At 72.4% G+C, this 19,640-nt stretch carries 19 protein-coding genes; 11 read left to right on the top strand and 8 right to left on the bottom strand.

All coding sequences use genetic code 11. The features are described from left to right. The 3 genes from HMPREF0591_RS08575 to HMPREF0591_RS08565 all read right to left on the bottom strand — a co-directional run bounded on the left by HMPREF0591_RS08575 (window position 1) and on the right by HMPREF0591_RS08565 (window position 3,066). Window positions 1-1,101, bottom strand: coding sequence for a hypothetical protein (locus tag HMPREF0591_RS08575; protein ID WP_007168087.1), 1,101 nt, complete (start codon window positions 1,099-1,101; stop codon window positions 1-3). Beyond that, a complete protein-coding gene (locus tag HMPREF0591_RS08570) occupies window positions 1,098-2,495 on the bottom strand; it encodes a phosphomannomutase/phosphoglucomutase (RefSeq protein ID WP_007168086.1) in 1,398 nt (465 codons plus the stop codon). The genes HMPREF0591_RS08575 and HMPREF0591_RS08570 overlap by 4 nt, the downstream gene beginning before the upstream one ends. Window positions 2,496-2,616: 121 nt before the next feature. Then, window positions 2,617-3,066 carry a DUF3499 domain-containing protein gene (locus HMPREF0591_RS08565; protein WP_208857737.1) on the bottom strand — a complete coding sequence of 150 codons (450 nt, stop codon included), beginning with the start codon at window positions 3,064-3,066 and terminating at the stop codon, window positions 2,617-2,619. Window positions 3,067-3,239: 173 nt separating this feature from the next. Between HMPREF0591_RS08565 and HMPREF0591_RS08560 the strand changes: the two genes are divergently transcribed. Next, window positions 3,240-3,662 carry a metallopeptidase family protein gene (locus HMPREF0591_RS08560; protein WP_007168084.1) on the top strand — a complete coding sequence of 141 codons (423 nt, stop codon included), beginning with the start codon at window positions 3,240-3,242 and terminating at the stop codon, window positions 3,660-3,662. Window positions 3,663-3,689: 27 nt separating this feature from the next. Here HMPREF0591_RS08560 and HMPREF0591_RS08555 read toward each other — a convergent pair whose 3' ends face one another. Then, the gene (locus tag HMPREF0591_RS08555) at window positions 3,690-4,028 is read right to left on the bottom strand and encodes a WhiB family transcriptional regulator (RefSeq protein WP_007168083.1); all 339 of its coding nucleotides are present in this window, start codon (window positions 4,026-4,028) and stop codon (window positions 3,690-3,692) included. Between the two features lie 351 nt (window positions 4,029-4,379). Here HMPREF0591_RS08555 and cofD point away from each other — a divergent pair, with 351 nt between their 5' ends. The 4 genes from cofD to HMPREF0591_RS08535 are packed head-to-tail and all read left to right on the top strand — an operon-like array spanning window position 4,380 to window position 8,887. Beyond that, on the top strand, window positions 4,380-5,381 hold the full coding sequence (gene cofD, locus HMPREF0591_RS08550; RefSeq protein WP_007168082.1) for a 2-phospho-L-lactate transferase: 1,002 nt from the start codon (window positions 4,380-4,382) through the stop codon (window positions 5,379-5,381). Continuing rightward, entirely contained in the window at window positions 5,378-6,748 is a 1,371-nt protein-coding gene (locus tag HMPREF0591_RS08545; protein ID WP_007168081.1) for a coenzyme F420-0:L-glutamate ligase, read from the top strand. The genes cofD and HMPREF0591_RS08545 overlap by 4 nt, the downstream gene beginning before the upstream one ends. Before the next feature lie 10 nt (window positions 6,749-6,758). Further along, window positions 6,759-8,333, top strand: coding sequence for an Eco57I restriction-modification methylase domain-containing protein (locus HMPREF0591_RS08540; protein ID WP_007168080.1), 1,575 nt, complete (start codon window positions 6,759-6,761; stop codon window positions 8,331-8,333). After that, entirely contained in the window at window positions 8,330-8,887 is a 558-nt protein-coding gene (locus HMPREF0591_RS08535) for an NUDIX hydrolase (protein ID WP_040622115.1), read from the top strand. The genes HMPREF0591_RS08540 and HMPREF0591_RS08535 overlap by 4 nt, the downstream gene beginning before the upstream one ends. A 53-nt stretch (window positions 8,888-8,940) precedes the next feature. Here the strand turns inward: HMPREF0591_RS08535 and manB are convergent, their stop codons facing one another. Genes manB through rfbD form a run of 3 tightly spaced genes read right to left on the bottom strand, consistent with a single transcriptional unit; the run spans window position 8,941 to window position 11,792 of the window. Continuing rightward, window positions 8,941-10,020 carry a mannose-1-phosphate guanylyltransferase gene (gene manB / locus HMPREF0591_RS08530; RefSeq protein ID WP_007168078.1) on the bottom strand — a complete coding sequence of 360 codons (1,080 nt, stop codon included), beginning with the start codon at window positions 10,018-10,020 and terminating at the stop codon, window positions 8,941-8,943. A gap of 1 nt (window position 10,021) precedes the next feature. Then, complete coding sequence (locus tag HMPREF0591_RS08525) at window positions 10,022-10,909, bottom strand: glycosyltransferase family 2 protein (RefSeq protein ID WP_007168077.1); 888 nt, start codon at window positions 10,907-10,909, stop codon at window positions 10,022-10,024. Then, a complete protein-coding gene (rfbD, locus tag HMPREF0591_RS08520; RefSeq protein ID WP_007168076.1) occupies window positions 10,902-11,792 on the bottom strand; it encodes a dTDP-4-dehydrorhamnose reductase in 891 nt (296 codons plus the stop codon). Before rfbD ends, HMPREF0591_RS08525 begins: the two co-directional genes overlap by 8 nt. Before the next feature lie 98 nt (window positions 11,793-11,890). Here rfbD and HMPREF0591_RS08515 point away from each other — a divergent pair, with 98 nt between their 5' ends. From HMPREF0591_RS08515 to ctpC, 4 genes are all read left to right on the top strand, one after another. After that, window positions 11,891-13,363 carry an LCP family protein gene (locus HMPREF0591_RS08515; protein WP_007168075.1) on the top strand — a complete coding sequence of 491 codons (1,473 nt, stop codon included), beginning with the start codon at window positions 11,891-11,893 and terminating at the stop codon, window positions 13,361-13,363. Beyond that, a complete protein-coding gene (locus tag HMPREF0591_RS08510; RefSeq protein WP_007168074.1) occupies window positions 13,351-14,067 on the top strand; it encodes a TIGR03089 family protein in 717 nt (238 codons plus the stop codon). Before HMPREF0591_RS08515 ends, HMPREF0591_RS08510 begins: the two co-directional genes overlap by 13 nt. 105 nt (window positions 14,068-14,172) lie before the next feature. After that, entirely contained in the window at window positions 14,173-14,454 is a 282-nt protein-coding gene (locus HMPREF0591_RS08505; protein ID WP_040622114.1) for a DUF1490 family protein, read from the top strand. A 9-nt stretch (window positions 14,455-14,463) separates the two neighbouring features. Further along, on the top strand, window positions 14,464-16,635 hold the full coding sequence (gene ctpC / locus HMPREF0591_RS08500; protein ID WP_007168072.1) for a manganese-exporting P-type ATPase CtpC: 2,172 nt from the start codon (window positions 14,464-14,466) through the stop codon (window positions 16,633-16,635). A 72-nt stretch (window positions 16,636-16,707) separates the two neighbouring features. Here the strand turns inward: ctpC and HMPREF0591_RS08495 are convergent, their stop codons facing one another. After that, a complete protein-coding gene (locus tag HMPREF0591_RS08495; protein WP_425270162.1) occupies window positions 16,708-17,346 on the bottom strand; it encodes a cation efflux transmembrane domain-containing protein in 639 nt (212 codons plus the stop codon). A gap of 169 nt (window positions 17,347-17,515) precedes the next feature. On the opposite strand from HMPREF0591_RS08495, the gene HMPREF0591_RS08490 reads away from it, so the two are divergent. Further along, on the top strand, window positions 17,516-18,430 hold the full coding sequence (locus HMPREF0591_RS08490; RefSeq protein ID WP_040622112.1) for a class I SAM-dependent methyltransferase: 915 nt from the start codon (window positions 17,516-17,518) through the stop codon (window positions 18,428-18,430). A 13-nt stretch (window positions 18,431-18,443) separates the two neighbouring features. Beyond that, the gene (locus tag HMPREF0591_RS08485) at window positions 18,444-19,637 is read left to right on the top strand and encodes a CoA transferase (RefSeq protein WP_007168069.1); all 1,194 of its coding nucleotides are present in this window, start codon (window positions 18,444-18,446) and stop codon (window positions 19,635-19,637) included. Window positions 19,638-19,640: the final 3 nt, after the last annotated feature.

The following is a 19,640-nucleotide window of genomic DNA, read 5'->3' as shown; positions in this document are numbered from 1 at the left end:
CTATCCCCGCGCCAGGCGCGCGTAAACCGCGGCCATCTCCAGTCGAACGGCCAATACTGCCAGTTGCTGCTCGGCGCTGATGGCGCCACCCAGCGCCGGCGCGACCGTCGAACCGGCCGAGCCGCCGGGTCCGTCGGGCACGTCCTCGGCGGCGAGCAGGTACACGTCGTCGAGCCCGGCGGTGCGGGCCGCCACGATCGGTTGTTCCCCCGACAGCGTCAGGGCCAGCACCAGCAGCCGCCGGGGCAGCGGCCCGTCGATCTGCTCGTCGTGGAAGAGCGCGTCGGCGGGGTCCCCGAAGCCGCCGGACGGCCCGGCCCGCAGCGCGACGACGGCGTCCGACAGCCCGGTGGCGGCGACCACCTCGTGCGCGATCCGCAGCAGCACCGAGCTGCCGTGCCGCGCCAGCGCCAGCGTCGCGGCGCAGTCGCCGGCCAGCGCCACCTGGCGGCCGGCCATGCGCGCGGCGATCGTCTTGGCGGGGTTGGTGAACAGCTCGCGGCCCGCGCTGTTGCGCAGCGCCTCGGCGTCCAGCTCGTCGGCCAGCGCCCGCAGGTCGGTGCCCGGCCGCTGCTCGACCGCGTGCACGACGGCCAGACCGGCGGCCAGGTACCGGCACAACCCGAACTCGTCGGGAATCGGCAGCCGCGGCGCCAGCACCGCGGCCCGGCCGGCCGTGGCGTCCCGCAGCGGACCCTCGTACGGGGCGGCGACCACGACCCGCGCCCCGCGGCGCGCCCCCATCGCGGCGGCCGCGGTCAGCGCGGGATCGCCGGGATCGTCGCCCGCGACGATCAACACGTCGAGCGGGCCGATCCACGGCGGAACCTCGGCGGCCAGCGCGATCGGCTCGGAAGCCGTGCCGCCCACCGTCGCGGCCAGTATGGCGCCGGCGTTGTCGGCGGTGCCGCGACCGGCGACCCAGACCAGGCTGCGCGGCCGGCCGTCGGCGCGCAGCGAATCCAGCGCCCCCTCGTCGACCGCCGCGGTGATCGCGCGCACCTGCGCGCCGGCCGACGACGCCGAGCGCAGCAGGCCGTCGCGGTCGGCGGCCAGCAGGCCCTCGGCGTCCTCGAGATCGATCGCCCCGACGGCGTTCACGGGGCGGCCCCGGCGGGCGCGGACTGCGCCTCGATCTGCGCGCTGATCTGCGCGACCACCGCGCCGACGTCCTCGGCGCTGCGCGCCTCCACGTTGAGCCGCAGCAGCGGCTCGGTGTTGGAGCTGCGCAGGTTGAACCAGCTGCCGTCGCCAAGGTCGACGGTCACCCCGTCGACGTGGTCGATGGAGTGGATCCGGCTGCCGAAGGACTTCAGCACGGCCTCGGTGCACAGCGCGGCGTCGGACACCGTGAAGTTGATTTCGCCCGACGATTCGTAGCGCTGGTAATCGGCGGTCAACTCCGAGAGCGGGCGGTCCTGCTCGCCGAGCGCGGCCAGCACGTACAGCGCCGCCAGCATGCCCGAGTCCGCGCCCCAGAAGTCACGGAAGTAATAGTGCGCCGAATGTTCGCCGCCGAAGATCGCGCCGGTGTCGGCCATCATCGCCTTGATATAGGAGTGTCCGACCCGGGAGCGCAGCGGCGTGCCGCCGCGCTCGGTGACCAGCTCGGGCACCGCGCGGGACGTGATCACGTTGTGGATGATGGTGGCGCCGATCTCCCGGCCGAGCTCGCGGGCCGCCACCAGGCTGGTCACCGTCGAGGGCGACACCGGCCGGCCGCGTTCGTCGACGACGAAGCAGCGGTCGGCGTCCCCGTCGAACGCCAGCCCGACATCGGCGCCGGTCTCACGCACGTAGGCCTGCAGGTCGACCAGGTTGGCCGGATCCAGCGGATTGGCCTCGTGATTGGGAAACGAGCCGTCGAGCTGGAAGTACAACGGCAGCAAGGCGATCGAGTCGATCGCGCCGAGCACCGCGGGCGCGGTGAGACCGGCCATGCCGTTGCCGGCGTCCACGGCCACCCGCAGCGGCCGCAGCCCGGAGGTGCTGACCAGCGAACGCAGGAACGCGCCGTAGTCGTGCAGCACGTCGCGGTCGCTGACCGTCCCGGGCGGACCGTCGTAGCGCTCGACCCCGGCGATCACGTCCTCGGCGATGGTGCCCAGGCCGCTCTCGGCGCCGACCGGCTTGGCCGCCGCCCGGCACAGCTTGATCCCGTTGTAGGCGGCCGGGTTGTGGCTCGCGGTGAACATCGCGCCGGGGCAGTCCAGCGAGCCGGAGGCGAAGTAGAGCTGATCGGTGGAGGCCAACCCGATCCGCACCACGTCCAGGCCCTGGCCCGTCACCCCGGCGGCGAAGGCCGCCGCCAGGGTCGGCGAGCTGTCGCGCATGTCGTGGCCGATCACGACCTGCCGGGCGCCCTCGCCGCGCATCAACCTGGCGAACGCCGCCCCCAACGCGGTGACCAGCGGCTCGTCGAGCTCTTCACCGACCAGGCCTCGCACGTCGTAAGCCTTGACGACGCGGTGCACGGTCGCGGCGAGCCGAGACATGCGGTGGCCTCCTGACGCCTTGAGAGTGTTGCGTTCCTGAGTCTCTTGGCCGCCAGCCTATCGGCCCCGGCGAAACACGGGCCGCAGCGGTGCGCGGGGACCGCGCGCGAAGCCGGAACGGCTAGTCACTGGGGTCGGGCAGCACCCGCAGGTGCCCGCGGCGCCGGCCGGACCGATGCTCGGGCGGCGCGAGCACACTGCTGCTGGGCGCGGTGGCCTGCGACCCGGAGTGGGGGATGTGCGGGTCGGCGAAACCGTTGATCGGCGCGCCGCCGTAGGGCATGGCGCGCTCGCCGGGGGCACCCTCGCGCACCGCGTCGGCCAGGGCGACCAGGTCGTCCTCGTCGGGGTGGGTGGGCTCGGAAAAGAGGGGACCGGCGTGGCGCACGAGATCCCATCCGCGGGGGGCGGTGATCCGGCCGGCATGGCCGACGCACAGGTCCCACGAATGCGGTTCGCGCGCGGTCGCGAGTGGACCGACCACCGCCGTCGAGTCCGAGTAGACGAACGTCAAGGTCGCCACGGCGTAGTGCGGACACCCGGGCCGACAACAGCGACGGGGAACGTTCACGAGCGAAAGGCTATCGTGCGCAAACGTCCGGGAAGCGCCGGACACGCGCAACTTCCCGGCCCCCGATGTCCAACCGTTACCATCGGCGCGTGGGCGATTCGCGCAGCTCCCCGCGAAGGGATCGGTCCCCGGGCCGGTTCGCTTCTCATCGGTCCTCGCGGCGGGGCCGCGATGTGCGCGGCCCGCTGCTGCCCCCGACGGTGCCCGGGTGGCGCAGCCGCGCCGAGCGATTCGACATGGCCGTGCTGGAGGCCTACGAACCCATCGAGCGGCATTGGCAGGCCCGCCTCGCCGACCTCGACGTGGCGGTCGACGAGATTCCCCGCATCGCCGCCAAGGATCCCGACAGCGTGCAGTGGCCGCCGGAGGTGATTGCCGACGGCCCGATCCCGCTGGCGCGATTGATCCCGGCCGGCGTCGACGTCCGCGGCAACGCCACGCGGGCGCGAATCGTCTTGTTCCGCAAGCCGATCGAGCGACGGGCCAAGGACACCGTCGAGCTCGGTGATTTACTGCACGAAATCTTGGTGGCCCAGGTGGCCATCTACCTCGATGTCGAGCCGTCGGTCATCGACCCGACGATCGACGACGAATAGCCCTGACGTGCAGGCGCCTTCGGCGCCTTAGATGATGCCGCGCTTGAGGCGGCGGCGCTCGCGCTCGGAGAGCCCGCCCCAGATGCCGAAGCGCTCGTCGTGCTCCAGGGCGTACTCCAGGCACTCGTGGCGCACCTCGCACCCCAGGCAGATCTTCTTCGCCTCGCGGGTGGAGCCGCCCTTCTCCGGGAAGAACGCCTCGGGATCGGTTTGGGCACACAGCGCCCGGTCCTGCCACTGGTCCGCGACGGGGGCCGGCATCGGCTCGGGCTCGAATGCGACTGGCGCATCGGGAACCACGGTCAGGTGCGGCCGGGCCGGTCGGACCGGCGCCGAGACGATGGGGGTGTGCGGCGTGCTCGCCATGACTCCTCGAAGATGTTCGTAAGACATACGGTCGTCCGCCTCCTCAGTTTCATTGAGAGAGTGAGTGGTTCCCACTATTTCTGATGTACAGACAATTCGAACAAGTGATCGAATCTCGGTCTGCGACACCGGAACCGGCCGGCCAACCGGGAAATGACACTGTTGTGATTAGACACGGGTTGATCTGCCGGGTCAAGCATTAAGGCGCATTTCCATACCATCTCGTGACCGATTTACGGCGTTTCCGTTGTTTTGCGCATTCGGCGTGTCGATCACACCGCCCGCGACTACGCTTAAAGGCCGCGTAACGGCCCCGCCACCGCACGGTCGCCGGGCAGTACTGTCGTCCACGTGAAGGTCACCGTTCTGGTCGGTGGGGTTGGCGGCGCCCGCTTCCTGCTGGGGATTCAACAGTTGCTCGGGCTGGGTCAGTTCGCAACGCAACAGGGCCCAGACGCGGGAGCCGACAACCACGAACTTAGCGCAATCGTCAACATCGGCGACGACGCCTGGATCCACGGACTGCGGGTCTGCCCGGACTTGGACACCTGCATGTACACCTTAGGTGGAGGGGTCGACCCCGAGCGAGGGTGGGGTCACCGCGACGAAACCTGGCATGCCAAAGAGGAATTGGCGCGCTACGGCGTGCAGCCGGATTGGTTCGGGCTCGGCGACCGGGACATCGCCACCCACCTGGTGCGCACCCAGATGCTGGGCGCCGGCTACCCGCTGTCGCAGATCACCACGGCGCTGTGCGACCGCTGGCAACCCGGCGCCCGGTTGTTGCCGGCCAGCGACGACCGCTGCGAGACGCATGTGGTGATCACCGATCCGGACGACGGTACCCGGCGGGCGATCCACTTCCAGGAGTGGTGGGTGCGGTACCGGGCCGACGTGCCCACGCACAGCTTCGCCTTCATCGGCGCCGAAAAGGCCACCGCCACAAGTGAAGCTGTCGAGGCCATCGCCGACGCCGACGTGATCCTGCTGGCGCCGTCCAACCCGGTGGTCAGTGTCGGCGCCATCCTGGCGGTCCCCGGCATTCGGGCCGCGCTGCGCTCGGCGACCGCGCCGGTCGTCGGCTACTCGCCGATCATCGGTGGAAAACCCTTGCGCGGCATGGCCGATGCGTGCCTGTCGGTGATCGGCGTGGAATCCACCGCCGAGGCGGTCGGCCGGCACTACGGGGCGCGCCGCGGCACCGGGATCCTGGATTGCTGGCTGGTGCACGAGGGCGATCACGCCGACATCGATGGTGTGGCGGTGACCCCCGTGCCGCTGTTGATGACCGACCCCAAGGCGACGGCCGAGATGGTGCGCGCCGGGCTCGAGCTGGCGGGCGTGACGGCGTGAGCGGCGCGGGCTCAGCGTCGCCGCCGAGCGGCGAACACGGCACCGGCGCGGCCATCGAGATCCTGCCCGTCGCCGGGCTCCCCGAGTTCCGGCCCGGCGACGACCTGACCGCGGCCCTGGCCGCGGCCGCGCCCTGGCTGCGCGACGGCGACGTCGTGGTGGTCACCAGCAAGGTGGTCTCCAAATGCGAGGGCCGGCTGGTGCCGGCGCCGCGGGACGCCGAGGCCCGCGACGAACTGAGGCGCAAGCTGGTCGACGCCGAGGCGGTGCGGGTGCTGGCGCGCAAGGGCCGCACGCTGATCACCGAGAACCGCATCGGCCTGATCCAGGCCGCCGCCGGCGTCGACGGATCCAACGTGGGCCGCGACGAGCTGGCCCTGCTGCCGGTCGACCCGGACGGCAGCGCCGCGGCGCTGCGCGCCGGGCTGCGCGACCGGCTCGGCGTCGACGTCGCCGTGGTCATCACCGACACGATGGGCCGCGCGTGGCGCAACGGCCAGATCGACGCGGCGGTCGGGTCGGCCGGGCTGGCCGTGCTGCACGGCTACGCGGGGGCGGTCGACAAGCACGGCAACGAGCTCGTCGTCACCGAGATCGCGGTCGCCGACGAGGTCGCGGCGGCGGCCGACCTGGTCAAGGGCAAGCTGACCGCGATGCCGGTGGCGGTCGTGCGCGGCCTGTCCTTCTCCGACGACGGCTCGACGGCCCGGCAGCTGCTGCGGCCCGGCGAGGAGGACCTGTTCTGGCTCGGCACGGCCGAGGCACTCGACATGGGGCGCCGGCAGGCGCAACTGCTGCGCCGGTCGGTGCGCCGGTTCAGCGCCGAGCCGGTCGCCCCCGGGCTGATCGAAGCGGCGGTCGCCGAGGCCCTCACCGCCCCGGCCCCGCACCACACCCGCCCGGTGCGGTTCGTCTGGCTGCAGACGCGCGACATCCGGCTGCGGCTGCTGGACCGCATGAAGGACAAGTGGCGGTCCGATCTCGCCGGCGACGGGCGGCCCGCGGACTCGGTGGAGCGCCGCGTGGCGCGCGGCCAGATCCTCTACGACGCACCCGAGGTCGTCATCCCGATGCTGGTCCCCGAGGGCGCGCACGCGTATCCCGACGCCGCCCGCACCCGGGCCGAGCACACCATGTTCACCGTCGCCGTCGGGGCGGCCGTGCAGGGCCTGCTGGTCGCGCTGGCGGTGCGGGGGGTGGGCAGCTGCTGGATCGGCTCCACGATCTTCGCCGCCGACCTGGTGCGTGCCCAACTCGACCTGCCCGCCGATTGGGAGCCGTTGGGGGCCGTCGCGATCGGCTACCCCGAGGAGCCCCCCGGGCCGCGCGACGCGGCGGACCCCGGAGATTTGTTGCTCCGCAGGTGATACTGGGCCGATGAGATTCGCGGGCAAGGCGGCGGCGTCCGCCGAGAAGGCCCGTGGCGGCTACTACACGCCGGCGCCGGTGGCCCGGTTCCTGGCCCGCTGGGTGCGCGAGGCCGGCCCGCGGATCCTGGAACCCTCCTGCGGCGACGGTGCGATCCTGCGCGAGCTGGCCCGCCTGGGCGGCCGGCCCCGCGGCGTCGAGCTCGTCGCCGAGGAAGCGGCCAAGGCAAGGGAATTCGCCCCCGTCGACGCCGCGAACCTGTTCACCTGGCTCGCCGCCACCGAGCCCGGCGAGTGGGACGGGGTCGCGGGCAACCCGCCCTACATCCGGTTCGGCAACTGGGCGTGCGAGCAGCGCGACCCGGCGCTGGAGCTGATGCGGCGCGAGGGCCTGCGGCCCACGCGGCTGACCAACGCCTGGGTCCCGTTCGTGGTGGCCAGTTCGATCCTGGTGCGCGACGGCGGCCGGGTGGGCCTGGTCCTTCCCGCCGAGTTGCTCCAGGTCACCTACGCCGCACCGCTGCGCGAGTTCCTGCTGAGCCGGTTCCGCGACATCACGCTGGTGACGTTCGAGCGCCTGGTGTTCGACGGCATCCTGCAGGAGGTCGTGTTGTTCTGCGGGCTCGCCGGCGCGGGGCCGGCCCGGGTCCGCACGGTCCACCTGGCCGACGCCGATGCGCTGGCCGCCGCGGACCTGGACGTCGAGGCGGCGCCCGCGCTGCTGCACGAGAACGAGAAGTGGACCCAGTACTTCCTGGACCCGGCCGCGATCCGGCTGCTGCGCTCGCTCAAGGCGTCGACCGCGATGACCCGCCTCGGGTCGGTCGCCGACGTGGACGTCGGGATCGTGACCGGCCGCAACAGCTTCTTCACGTTTACCGACGCGCAGGCCCGCGAGCTCGGGCTGCTCCCCCACTGCGTCCCGCTCGTCTCGCGCAGCGCCCAGCTGTCCGGGTTGGTCTACGACACCGACTGCCGGACAAGCGATGTCGCCGCGGGGCGCCGCGGCTGGCTGCTCAACGCGCCGCGCGACCCGGCCGACCCCGCCCTGCTGGCGCACATCGGGGCCGGCGAGGCCGCCGGGGTGCACCGTGGCTACAAGTGCTCGATCCGCACGCCGTGGTGGACCACGCCGTCGCTGTGGACACCCGACCTGTTCCTGCTGCGCCAGATCCACCTGGCGCCGCGGCTGACCGTCAACGCCGCCGCGGCGACGAGCACCGACACCGTGCACCGGGTCCGGCTCGCGGCCGGTGTCGACGCGACCGCGCTGGCGGCGGTGTTCCACAACAGCGTGACGTTCGCCTTCGCCGAGATCGTCGGCCGCAGCTACGGCGGGGGCATCCTGGAGCTGGAGCCCCGCGAGGCCGAGCAGCTGCCCATTCCCCCGCCGGCGCTCGCCGGCGGGGGGCTCGCCTGCGACGTCGACCTGTTGCTGAAGGCCGACGAGGCCGAGAAGGCGCTCGACCTCGTCGACCGCCACGTCCTGATCGACGGGCTGGGGCTCGAGCCCGGCGTGGTCGCGCAATGCCGCGCCGCCTGGGCCGCGCTGCGGGATCGCCGCACCCGGCGGGGTGCCCGATGAGCGTGCGGGAGTCGGCGATCGCGCTGCTGTCCGGCTGGCGGGCCCCCGACCCGGCGCAGGATTCCCTGCGGCACGCCGTGCTCGCGTTCGTGCACGCCCGCCCCGACGCCTGTCGCCGCGACTGCGTGCCGGGCCACGTCACCGCCTCGGCGCTGGTGCTCGACCACACCGGCTCGCGCGTCCTGCTGACCCTGCATCCGCGTGTGGGCCGCTGGGTGCAACTGGGCGGCCACTGCGACGACGACGACCCCGACGTCGCCGCCGCCGCGCTGCGCGAGGCCACCGAGGAGTCCGGCGTCGCCGGTTTGCGCCTCGAACCGGAATTGGCGGCGGTGCACGTGCATCCGGTCACCTGCTCGTTGGGCGTGCCCACCCGGCACCTGGATCTGCAGTTCGTGGCGCGCGCGCCCGCCGGCGCGCAGATCGCGATCAGCGACGAGTCCGACGACCTGCGGTGGTGGCCCGCCGACGCGCTGCCCGACGGCACCGACCACGCGTTGGCGTATCTGGTGTTGCGAGCCGTCGGCACCGCCAGGCCCCGAGCGTCACGCTAGCGTGGCCGCCGGCGGCGGGCGCCACGCTGGCGTGACGCTCGGCGCGAGGAGGCTCAGACGTCGCTGGAGTACCGGATGCCGCCGTCGGGGATCGACACGCCGGGCCACACCCGCGCGCCGCGCAGCAGCTCGCAGCGCGCGCCGATGTCGGCGCCGTCGCCGATCACGCCGTCGCGGATCAGCGCCCGCGGGCCGATACGCGCGCCGAAGCCGATGATGGAGCGCTCGATCACGCTGCCGGCCTCGACCTTGACGCCGTCGAAGATCACCGCGCCGTCCAGCCGCACCCCCGGCCCGATCTCGGCGCCGCGCCCCACGACCGTGCCGCCGATCAGCACCGCGCCCGGGGACACCGCCGCGCCGTCGTGCACCAGTTGCTCGCCGCGGTGGCCGTGCAGCGCCGGCGACGGCGCGATCCCGCGCACCAGGTCCGCCGACCCCCGCACGAAGTCCTCGGGGGTGCCCATGTCCCGCCAATAGGTGGCGTCGACATAGCCGCACACCTTGACGTCGGGGTCGGAGAGCAGGGCCGGGAACACCTCACGCTCCACCGACACCTCGCGGCCGCGGGGGATCCGGTCGATGATGGCGCGCCTGAAGATGTAGGTGCCGGCGTTGATCTGGTCGGTCGGCGGGTCCTGCGTCTTCTCCAGGAAGGCGGTGACCCGACCGTCCTCGTCGGTGGTGACGCAGCCGAACGCGCGCGGGTCGCTCACCCGCACCAGGTGCAGGGTGACGTCGGACTGCTGGGCGCGGTGGAAGTCGATCATCTGGCCCAGGTCGGCGCCCGAGAGCACGTCGCCGTTGAACACCATCACGGTGTCGTGACGCAGCTGGCCGGCGACGTTGGCGATGCCGCCGCCGGTGCCCAACGGGCGCTCCTCGGTCACGTAGTCGATCTGCAGGCCCAGCTTCGACCCGTCGCCGAACTCGGCCTCGAACACCTGGGCCTGGTACGAGGTGCTCAGGACGACGTGCTCGATGCCCGCCGCGGCGATCCGCGAGAGCAGGTGGGTCAGGAACGGCAGCCCGGCGGTGGGCAGCATGGGCTTGGGCGCCGACAGCGTCAGCGGCCGCAGCCGGGTGCCCTTGCCGCCGACCAGAACCACGGCATCGACCTGCGGGTTAGCCATTTCAGCGCCGCCCTTCCGCCAGTTTGCGTCTCCGACTGCGCAGCGCGCCGCGCACCATCAGGCGGGAACGCAGCGCCAGCGAGGCCCGCAGCATCCAGCGCAGCGGCGCCCGCCACCAGCCCGAATGCCGGTCGGCCAGGAACAGGTAGGTGCTCCGGTGGTGGGCCGCCAGGTGGCTGGCCGGGTCGTCCCCGGTGGAGTGGCCCTTGTGGTGCAGCACCTCGGCCGACGGCACGTAGACGCTCAGCCAGCCGGCGCGGCCCAGGCGGTCCCCGAGGTCGACGTCCTCCATATACATGAAGTAGCGCTCGTCGAACCCGCCGACCTGGGCGAAGGCGGACCGGCGGACCAGCAGGCACGATCCCGACAGCCAGCCCACGGGCCGTTCGGTCGGCTCCAGCCGCTCCTGGCGGTAGGCCGCCGTCCACGGGTTGCGCTTCCAGACCGGGCCGACCACCGCGTGCATGCCGCCCCGGACGAGGCTGGGCAGGTGGCGCGCCGACGGGTACACCGAGCCGTCGGGGTCGCGGATGAGCGGGCCCAGGGCGCCGGCCCGCGGCCAGCGGGCGGCGGCGTCCAGCAGCGCGTCGATGCTGCCCGGCCCCCACTGCACGTCCGGGTTCGCGACGATCACCCAATCGTCGTCGTCGTCCAGCCGCGCGACGGCGCGGTTGACCGCGGTGCCGTACCCGAGGTTGGCCCCGGTGTGGAACAACCGCACGTTCGGGTAGCGCTCGACGGCGGCCTCCGGGGTGCCGTCGGTGGAGCCGTTGTCGGCCATCAGCACGCAGACCGGGCGCTCGGTGGCCAGCGAGAGCGAGGCCAGGAACCGCTCGAGGTGTGGGCCCGGTGAGTAGGTCACCGTCACGACCGGCAGGACGTCAGTCACGCGTAGAGGGTAACGGTCGAGCACCGGCGGATGCGGCCAGCGCCGCGACAAGCGCAGCGCGCCAGGGCCTTAGCGGCCGCAGCCCGGCCGCGGCGGATTCGCGGCCCGACAGCGCCGAGTACGCCGGGCGCGGTGCGGGGCGGGGGAATTCCGCGGTGCTGACCGGCAGCACCCGCTCCGGGTCCGCGCCGCATTCGGCGAAGATCGCCCGGGTCTGTTCGAAACGCGACACCGCGCCCTCGTTGGCGGCGTGCAGGATGGGGCCCGGCACGTCGTCGTCGACGATCTGCAGCAGCGCCTCGGCCAGGTCGCCCACGTAGGTCGGCGAACCCACCTGGTCGGCGACCACCTTCACCGGGCCGTCCCCCGCGGCCAGCCGGCGCATCACGGCGACGAAGTCCTTGCCGTCGCCGCCGGTGTACACCCAGGCGGTCCGCACCACGACCGCCCCGGGCAGCGCCGTCAGCACGGCCTGCTCCCCCGCGAGCTTGCTGCGGCCGTACACGCCGGCCGGGGCGGTCGGATCGCTGGGCTCGTGGGGGCGCGCGCCGCCCGCGTGGTCGCCGCCGAAGACGTAGTCGGTGGAGACGTGGATGAACCGGGCGCCGGCGCGCGCGCAGGCCTTGGCGATGTTCCCCGGGCCGGTGGCGTTGACGGCGTAGGCGCCGGCCTCGTCGCTCTCGGCGCCGTCGACGTTCGTGTATGCCGCGCAGTTGATCACCACGTCGCCGGGCTCGACGATCCGCTCGGCGGCGGCGGGGTCGGTGATGTCCCACTCCGACGACGTCAGCGCCAGCACGTCGCGGCCCTGACTGGCCGCCAGCGAGCGCAAAAAGCCGCCCAGCTGCCCGCCGCCGCCGGCGATCACGATCCTGCTCGACATGGTTCGAGTCTGGCATGCGGGGGACAGCGCGGGTGACGCCCGGGGCGCGCGGGGGTGCGCTACCCGCGAAGCGCCTGTGTCGCAAGTAACCTAGTGGGATGCCTGTGCAACGTGTGATTCGTGTGATTGCCACTGCGCTCGCGCTCGCGGTCGTCCTCGGCACCGGGCTGGCGTGGAGCAACGTCCGCTCCTTCGAGGACGGCATCTTTCACATGTCCGCACCCTCACTCGGCAAGGGCGGCGACGACGGCGCGATCGACATCCTGCTGGTCGGCATGGACAGCCGCACCGACGCCCACGGCAACCCGCTGTCCCAAGAGGAACTGGCCACCCTGCGGGCCGGCGACGAGGAGGCGACCAACACCGACACGATCATCCTGATCCGCATCCCCAACAACGGGAAGTCCGCGACCGCCATCTCGATCCCCCGCGACTCCTACGTCGCGGCCCCCGGGCTGGGCAAGACGAAGATCAACGGCGTCTACGGCCAGACGCGCGAGGCCAAGCGCGTCAACCTGGTCAAGGCCGGCGACTCGGCCGAGGACGCCGCGGCGCAGGGCACCGAGGCCGGGCGCGAGGCGCTGATCAAGACCGTCGCCGACCTGACCGGCGTCACCGTCGACCACTACGCCGAGATCGGCCTGCTCGGGTTCTCGTTGATCACCGACGCGCTGGGCGGCGTGGACGTCTGCCTCAAAGAGCCGGTGTTCGAACCGCTTTCGGGCGCCGACTTCCCGGCCGGCCCGCAGCGCCTCGACGGCCCGGAGGCGCTCAGCTTCGTCCGGCAGCGCCACGAGCTGCCGCGCGGCGATCTGGACCGCGTGGTGCGCCAGCAGGTGGTGATGGCCTCGCTGGCCCACCGGGTCATCTCCGGCAAGACGCTGTCCAGCCCCACCACGCTCAAGCGGCTCGAGGCGGCCGTGCAGCGCTCGGTGGTGATCTCCTCGGGTTGGGACGTCATGGATTTCGTCCAGCAGATGCAGAAGCTGGCCGGCGGCAACGTCGCGTTCGCCACCATCCCGGTGCTGGACGGGGCCGGCTGGAGTGACGACGGCATGCAGAGCGTGGTGCGGGTGGACCCGCGCCAGGTCGCCGACTGGGTCAGCGGGCTGCTGCACGAGCAGGAGCAGGGCAAGACCGAGGAGGTCGCCTACACCCCGGCGAAGACCACCGCCAGCGTGGTCAACGACACCGACATCAACGGGCTGGCGTCGGCGGTCTCGCAGGTGTTGACGGCCAAGGGATTCGGCGCCGGCACGGTCGGCAACAACGACGGCGGCCACGTCAAGGGCAGCCAGGTGCGGGCCGCCAAGACCGACGACCTGGGCGCCCAGGAGGTGTCCAAGGAGCTGGGCGGACTGCCGGTGGTCGCCGATCCGTCGGTCGCGGCCGGCTCGGTCAAGGTGGTGCTGGCCAACGACTACAGCGGCCCCGGCTCGGGGCTTTCCGGCACCGGGACGGTGATGCCGGCCCGGGTGTCCAACGTCGGCGCGGTGGCGGCCGACCCGAACGTCCCCGCGCCCTCACCGATCCTGACCGCCGGTTCCGACAAGCCGGAGTGCATCAACTGAGCACGCTGTCGGGCGCCATCCTGGATCCGCTGCTGCGGGCCGACCCCGTCGGCCCGCGCATCACCTACTACGACGACGCGACCGGCGAGCGCATCGAGCTGTCCGCGGCGACGCTGGCCAACTGGGCGGCCAAGACGGGCAACCTTTTACGCGACGAGCTGGGCGCCGGGCCGGGCAGCCGGGTGGCCATCCTGCTGCCGGCGCACTGGCAGACGGCGGCCGCGTTGTTCGGGGTGTGGTGGATCGGCGCCGAGGCGGTGCTCGAACCGGGCGGAACGGACGTGGCGCTGTGCACCGCCGACCGGCTGGACGAGGCGGAGGCGACCGGGGCCGGGGAGGTCGCGGTGTTGTCGCTGGACCCGTTCGGGCGCCCGGTTCCCGACCTGCCGATCGGTGTGACCGACTACGCCACGGCGGTGCGCGTGCACGGCGACCAGATCGTGGCCGAGCGCCGTCCCGGCCCGGCGCTCGCCGGGCGATCGGTCGACGAGGTCCTGGCCGATTGTCAGAGTTCAGCCGCCGCAAGGGGATTGACTGCCGCCGACCGGGTGCTTTCCACCGCGGCGTGGTCCGGGCCCGACGACTTGGTGGACGGCCTGCTCGCGATCCTGGCCGTCGGCGGGTCGCTGGTGCAGGTGGCCAATCCCGACCCGGCGGCGCAGCAGCGCAGGATCGAGACCGAAAAGGTCACCCGGGCGCTGTAGGCCCCCGCCGGCCCGGACCACGCCGCGGGGCGATTCATATTGATATCGCTATATTTCAATGTTAACGTCGGCAGAACTTGCCCATACGTGTCCGAGGAGGGATTTGTGATAGCGCACGGAGCATTCGGGAAGGCGGCGGCCTGGCTGGCCACCGGAGTCGCGGGTGCGGCCGCGTACGACCTGGTGCGCAAGGCCGTGGCCAAGGCCCCGCTGCACGAGACCGCGGTGTCGGCGGCCGAACTGGGGTTGCGCGGGACCCGCAAGGCCGAGGAGGCCGCCGAGTCGGCGCGCCTGAAGATCTCCGACGTGATGGCCGAAGCCCGCGAGCGCGTCGGCGAGGAGGCGCCCACGCCCGCCGTCGGTAACGGCCACGACCACGAGCACTGATCCGTCGGCATGACCCTCGCGATCACCAAAGACAGCGCAACCACCGACGACCCCACCCTGGCCATCATCTCGGACGCCGCCGGCCGCATGCGGGTCGCCGCGAGCTGGGTGCGCGGCGACTCCCGGCGCGCCGTGGCGGTCGAGGAGGCCGTCGCCCAGCAGGAGGGCGTGCGCGTGGTGCACGCCTACCCGCGCACCGGATCGGTGGTCGTCTGGTATTCGCCGCGGCGCTGCGATCGCTCCGCGGTGCTGGGCGCGATCAGCTCCGCCGCACACGTCGCCGCCGAGCTGATCCCGGCCCGCGCGCCGCATTCGTCGGAGATCCGCAACACCGACGTGTTGCGGATGGTCATCGGCGGGGCCGCGCTGGCCCTGCTGGGCGTGCGCCGCTACGTGTTCGCGCGGCCGCCGCTGCTCGGGCCGAGCGGCCAGCTGGTGGCGGGCGGCGTGGCGATCTTCACCGGCTACCCCTTCCTGCGCGGCGCGCTGCGCTCGCTGCGCTCCGGGAAGGCCGGCACCGACGCCCTGGTGTCGGCGGCGACGGTGGCGAGCCTGGTGCTGCGCGAGAACGTGGTGGCGCTGACGGTGCTGTGGCTGCTCAACATCGGCGAATATTTGCAGGACCTGACCCTGCGCCGCACCCGGCGGGCCATCTCCGAGCTGCTGCGCGGCAGCCAGGACACGGCGTGGATCCGCCTGGCCGACGGGGCCGAGGTCCAGGTGCCCACCGACAGCCTGCAGATCGGCGACGAGGTGATCATTCACGACCACGTCGCCATCCCGGTGGACGGCGAGGTGGTCGACGGCGAGGCCATCGTCAACCAGTCCGCGATCACCGGCGAGAACCTGCCGGTTTCCGTCGTCGTCGGCGCGCACGTGCACGCCGGCTCGGTCGTGGTGCGCGGGCGCCTGGTGGTGCGCGCCGAGGCGGTCGGCAACCAGACCGCGATCGGGCGCATCATCAGCCGCGTCGAGGAGGCCCAACACGACCGGGCGCCGATCCAGACCGTCGGCGAGAACTTCTCCCGGCGCTTCGTCCCCACCTCATTCATCGTCTCGGCCCTCACCCTGGCGGTCACCGGCGACGTGCGCCGCGCGATGACCATGCTGCTGATCGCCTGCCCCTGCGCGGTGGGCCTGTCCACCCCGACCGCGATCAGCGCCGCGATCGGCAACGGGGCGCGCCGCGGCATCCTGATCAAGGGCGGCTCGCACCTCGAACAGGCCGGCCGGGTGGACGCGATCGTGTTCGACAAGACGGGAACGTTGACCGTCGGCCGCCCGGTGGTCACCAATATCATTGCGCTGCACAAGGATTGGGAGCCCGAGCAGGTGCTGGCGTACGCGGCCAGCTCGGAGATCCACTCCCGGCATCCGCTGGCCGAGGCGGTGATCCGCTCGACCGAGGAGCGCCACATCACCATCCCGCCGCACGAGGAGTGCGAGGTGCTGGTGGGTTTGGGCATGCGCACCTGGGCCGACGGCCGCACCCTGCTGCTGGGCAGCCCCGGGCTGCTGCGGGCCGAAAACGTGCGGGTGTCCAAGAAGGCGTCGGAGTGGGTGGACCGGCTGCGGCGCCAGGCCGAGACCCCGCTGTTGCTGGCGGTCGACGGCAAGCTGGTGGGGCTGATCAGCCTGCGCGACGAGGTGCGGACCGAGGCGGTCGAGGTGCTCAAGCAGTTGCGGGACAACGGCATTCGCCGGATCGTGATGCTGACCGGCGACCACCCGGACATCGCGCAGGTGGTCGCCGATGAGCTGGGGATCGACGAGTGGCGCGCCGAGGTGATGCCCGAGGACAAGCTCGAGGTGGTGCGCGGCCTGCAGGACGAGGGCTACGTGGTCGGCATGGTCGGCGACGGCGTCAACGACGCCCCCGCGCTGGCGGCGGCCGACATCGGGATCGCCATGGGCCTGGCCGGAACCGACGTCGCGGTCGAGACCGCGGACGTGGCGCTGGCCAACGACGACCTGCACCGCCTGCTCGACGTGCGGGACCTGGGTGCCCGGGCCGTCGACGTCATCCGGGAGAACTACGGCATGTCCATCGCGGTGAACGCCGCCGGGCTGATCATCGGCGCGGGCGGGGCGCTGTCCCCGGTGCTGGCCGCGATCCTGCACAACGCCTCGTCGGTGGCGGTGGTGGCCAACAGTTCCCGGCTGATCAGGTATCGCCTCTAACCGCCGCGAAACTGTAACTGGCTACGGCATTACCCGGCGAACGCGTCGCGGAATACAGTTTCGCGGCGAAAACTAACAGCAGTCGTGGCCGCGCCAGGCGCGCACGCCCTGCCAGGCGGCAATGACGGCGACGGCGAGGCCGATCGCGGGGTCGAACCACCAACCGTCGGCCCACACGGCGGTGACGCCCAAGCCGGCCAGCACCCCGGCGGCCTGGACGGCGCACAGGTAGTTCTGGGTCCCCTCGCCCTCGGTGGCCGCCGAGCCCAGGCGCGCGCCGACCCGGTGGTTGGCCCAGCCGAGGATCGGCATCAGCATCAGGGCCAGCGCCGTCAGGGCGATGCCGACCACCGAGGTGTCCGCGCGCCGCCCGTCGGCCAGGTGCGCGACGGAATCGGCGGCGATATAGGGGGCGGTCAGCCAGAAGGACACCGCGACGCCGCGCTGCGCGCGCCGCTCGGCCGTCGGCGACAGCGTACGGTCACCGGTGAAGCGCCAGAGCACCATGGCACTGGCCAGGGCCTCCGAACCACCGCCGAGCGCCCAGCCGGTCAGCGCGACCGAGCCGACCGCCAGGCCCTGCCACAGGCCGATGGCGCCCTCGACGAGCAGCGCGGCCAGGCTGATCCAGGCCAGGCGGCGCGCCCACCCCGCGTCGCGCCGCCACCCGGCACCCCGCGTCGCGGCGACGGCGCATTCATCGGCGCTCAGCGAGGAGGCGCTCAGCGAGGAGGTGGTCACCTGCGCGAGGGTAGCGGCGATCGCGGACGGCCGCGACCCCCGACACCCGGTGGTAACACAACCGTTTTCAATGCCCCGACCTGCGCCGGAAAGACATGTCGTTACTGTGGTTAACGACTCCACCGAAAGGGCAATGCCGATGACGCGCACCGACAACGACACTTGGGACCTGGCCACCAGCGTGGGGGCCACCGCAACCATGGTGGCGGCCGGACGGGCCCGGGCCACCCGCGACGGGTTGATCGACGATCCGTTCGCCGAGCCCCTGGTGCGCGCCGTGGGCGTCGACTTCATGACGCGGTGGGCCGCCGGCGAATTGAGCTCGGCCGACGTGGACGAGCCCGGTGCGACGTGGGGCATGCAACGCATGACCGACATGCTGGCCGCGCGCACGCGCTACATCGACGCGTTCTTCGCCGAGGCCGGCGAAGCCGGCATCCGCCAGGTCGTCATCCTGGCCTCCGGCCTGGACGCGCGCGCCTACCGGCTGCCCTGGGCGGCGGGCACCACGGTGTTCGAGATCGACCAGCCGCAGGTCATCGAGTTCAAGACCGCGACCATCGCCGAGCTGGGCGCCGAGCCCACCGCCGAGATCCGCGCCGTCCCGATCGACCTGCGCCACGACTGGCCGGCGGCGCTGCGCGAGGCCGGGTTCGACACCGCTCGGCCGACCGCCTGGGCCGCCGAGGGCCTGCTCGGCTTCCTGCCGCCCGAGGCGCAGGACCGGCTGCTCGACGACGTCACCGCGCTCAGCGCCGACGGCAGCCGGCTGGTGGCCGAGGTCTTCATCAACTCCGGCGACAACGGCGACGCGCTGAACGCCGCGAGCCAGAAGTGGCGGGAGAACGGCCTGGACATCGCGCTGGGCGACCTGGGGTGCCCGGGCGAGCGCAACGACGCGGCGACGCACCTGGAGCGGCACGGCTGGCACCCGGTTCGCACACCCCTGAATCAGTTGTTGGCCGACAACGGGTTACCTTTGCAGCGCACCGACCCCGGTGCGCCGTTCGCGCAGAATTACTACTGCATCGCGGAGTTGCACACGGCCCGTTGACGGAAGGCCACCCATGGCAGACAGCACGCCCGCCAAGCCGCTTGACGGGTTCCGGGTACTGGATTTCACCCAGAACATCGCCGGCCCGCTGGCCGGGCAGGTGCTGGCCGACCTGGGCGCCGAGGTGATCAAGGTCGAGGCGCCCCTCGGTGAGGCGGCCCGGCAGATCACCGCGGTGCTGCCCGGGCGACCGCCGCTGCCCACGCTGTTCCTGCCGCACAACCGCGGCAAGAAGTCGGTCGCGGTGGACCTCACCGACGACGAGGCCAGGCAACAGATCCTGCGGCTGGTCGACACCGCCGACGTGGTGCTGGAGGGGTTCCGCCCGGGCGTGATGGAACGCATGGGGCTGGGCCCCGACGAATTGCGTGCCCGCAACCCCAGGCTCGTCTACGCGCGGCTGTCCGCCTACGGCGGCAACGGCCCGCACGGCAGCAGGCCGGGCGTCGACCTGATGGTGGCGGCCGAGTCCGGCATGACCACCGGGATGCCGACGCCGACCGGCAAACCGCAGATCATCCCCTTCCAGCTCGTCGACGCCGCCAGCGGCCACGTGCTGGCGCAGGCGGTGCTGGCCGCGCTGCTCAACCGGGAGCGCCACGGCGTGGCCGACGTGGTGCGGGTCGCCATGTACGACGTCGCGGTCAACCTGCAGGCCGGCCAGCTCACCATCCACCTGAACAAGCCGAGCGAGGCGCCCGGGCCCGACGCCGCGCCGAAACCCAAGAAGCGCAAGGGAGTCGGCTTCGCCACCCAGCCCTCCGACGCATTCCGGGCAGCCGACGGGTACCTGGTGATCAGTGCGTACGTGCCCAAGCACTGGGCGAAGCTGTGTCAGCTCATCGGCCGGCCGGACCTGCTCACCGACGAGCGGTTCATCGACCAGCGTTCGCGCGCAATGAATTACCCGGAGTTGACCGAGGAGCTCGAGTCGGCGCTGGCCGCCAAGACCGCGGCGGAATGGGTCGAGCTGCTGCAGCAGGGCGGCCTGATGGCGTGCCTGGCCTACACCTGGAAGCAGGTGGTCGACACCCCGCTGTTCGCCGAGAACGAGCTCGCGCTGCGCGTGGGCGCCGGCGACGACGCGATCACGGTGGTCCGCATGCCGGCGCGCTACTCGAGCTTCGACGCGGTGGCCGCCGAACCGCCGCCGGCGCCGGGGCAGCACAACGAGGAGTTCCTCACCGCGCCGCAGACCACCCCGTAAGCC

This window comes from Mycobacterium parascrofulaceum ATCC BAA-614, assembly GCF_000164135.1.
GTDB classification, from domain to species: domain Bacteria; phylum Actinomycetota; class Actinomycetes; order Mycobacteriales; family Mycobacteriaceae; genus Mycobacterium; species Mycobacterium parascrofulaceum.
This window is presented reverse-complemented; position numbering and strand designations above follow the sequence as displayed.

Coding starts and splice junctions, on each gene's coding strand:
- HMPREF0591_RS08570 (WP_007168086.1), bottom strand. CDS start 2,495: ATGTCTCGGCTCGCCGCGACCGTGCACCGCGTCGTCAAGGCTTACGAC.
- HMPREF0591_RS08555 (WP_007168083.1), bottom strand. CDS start 4,028: ATGGCGAGCACGCCGCACACCCCCATCGTCTCGGCGCCGGTCCGACCG.
- HMPREF0591_RS08540 (WP_007168080.1), top strand. CDS start 6,759: ATGAGATTCGCGGGCAAGGCGGCGGCGTCCGCCGAGAAGGCCCGTGGC.
- HMPREF0591_RS08535 (WP_040622115.1), top strand. CDS start 8,330: ATGAGCGTGCGGGAGTCGGCGATCGCGCTGCTGTCCGGCTGGCGGGCC.
- manB (WP_007168078.1), bottom strand. CDS start 10,020: ATGGCTAACCCGCAGGTCGATGCCGTGGTTCTGGTCGGCGGCAAGGGC.
- rfbD (WP_007168076.1), bottom strand. CDS start 11,792: ATGTCGAGCAGGATCGTGATCGCCGGCGGCGGCGGGCAGCTGGGCGGC.
- HMPREF0591_RS08515 (WP_007168075.1), top strand. CDS start 11,891: ATGCCTGTGCAACGTGTGATTCGTGTGATTGCCACTGCGCTCGCGCTC.
- ctpC (WP_007168072.1), top strand. CDS start 14,464: ATGACCCTCGCGATCACCAAAGACAGCGCAACCACCGACGACCCCACC.
- HMPREF0591_RS08490 (WP_040622112.1), top strand. CDS start 17,516: ATGACGCGCACCGACAACGACACTTGGGACCTGGCCACCAGCGTGGGG.
- HMPREF0591_RS08485 (WP_007168069.1), top strand. CDS start 18,444: ATGGCAGACAGCACGCCCGCCAAGCCGCTTGACGGGTTCCGGGTACTG.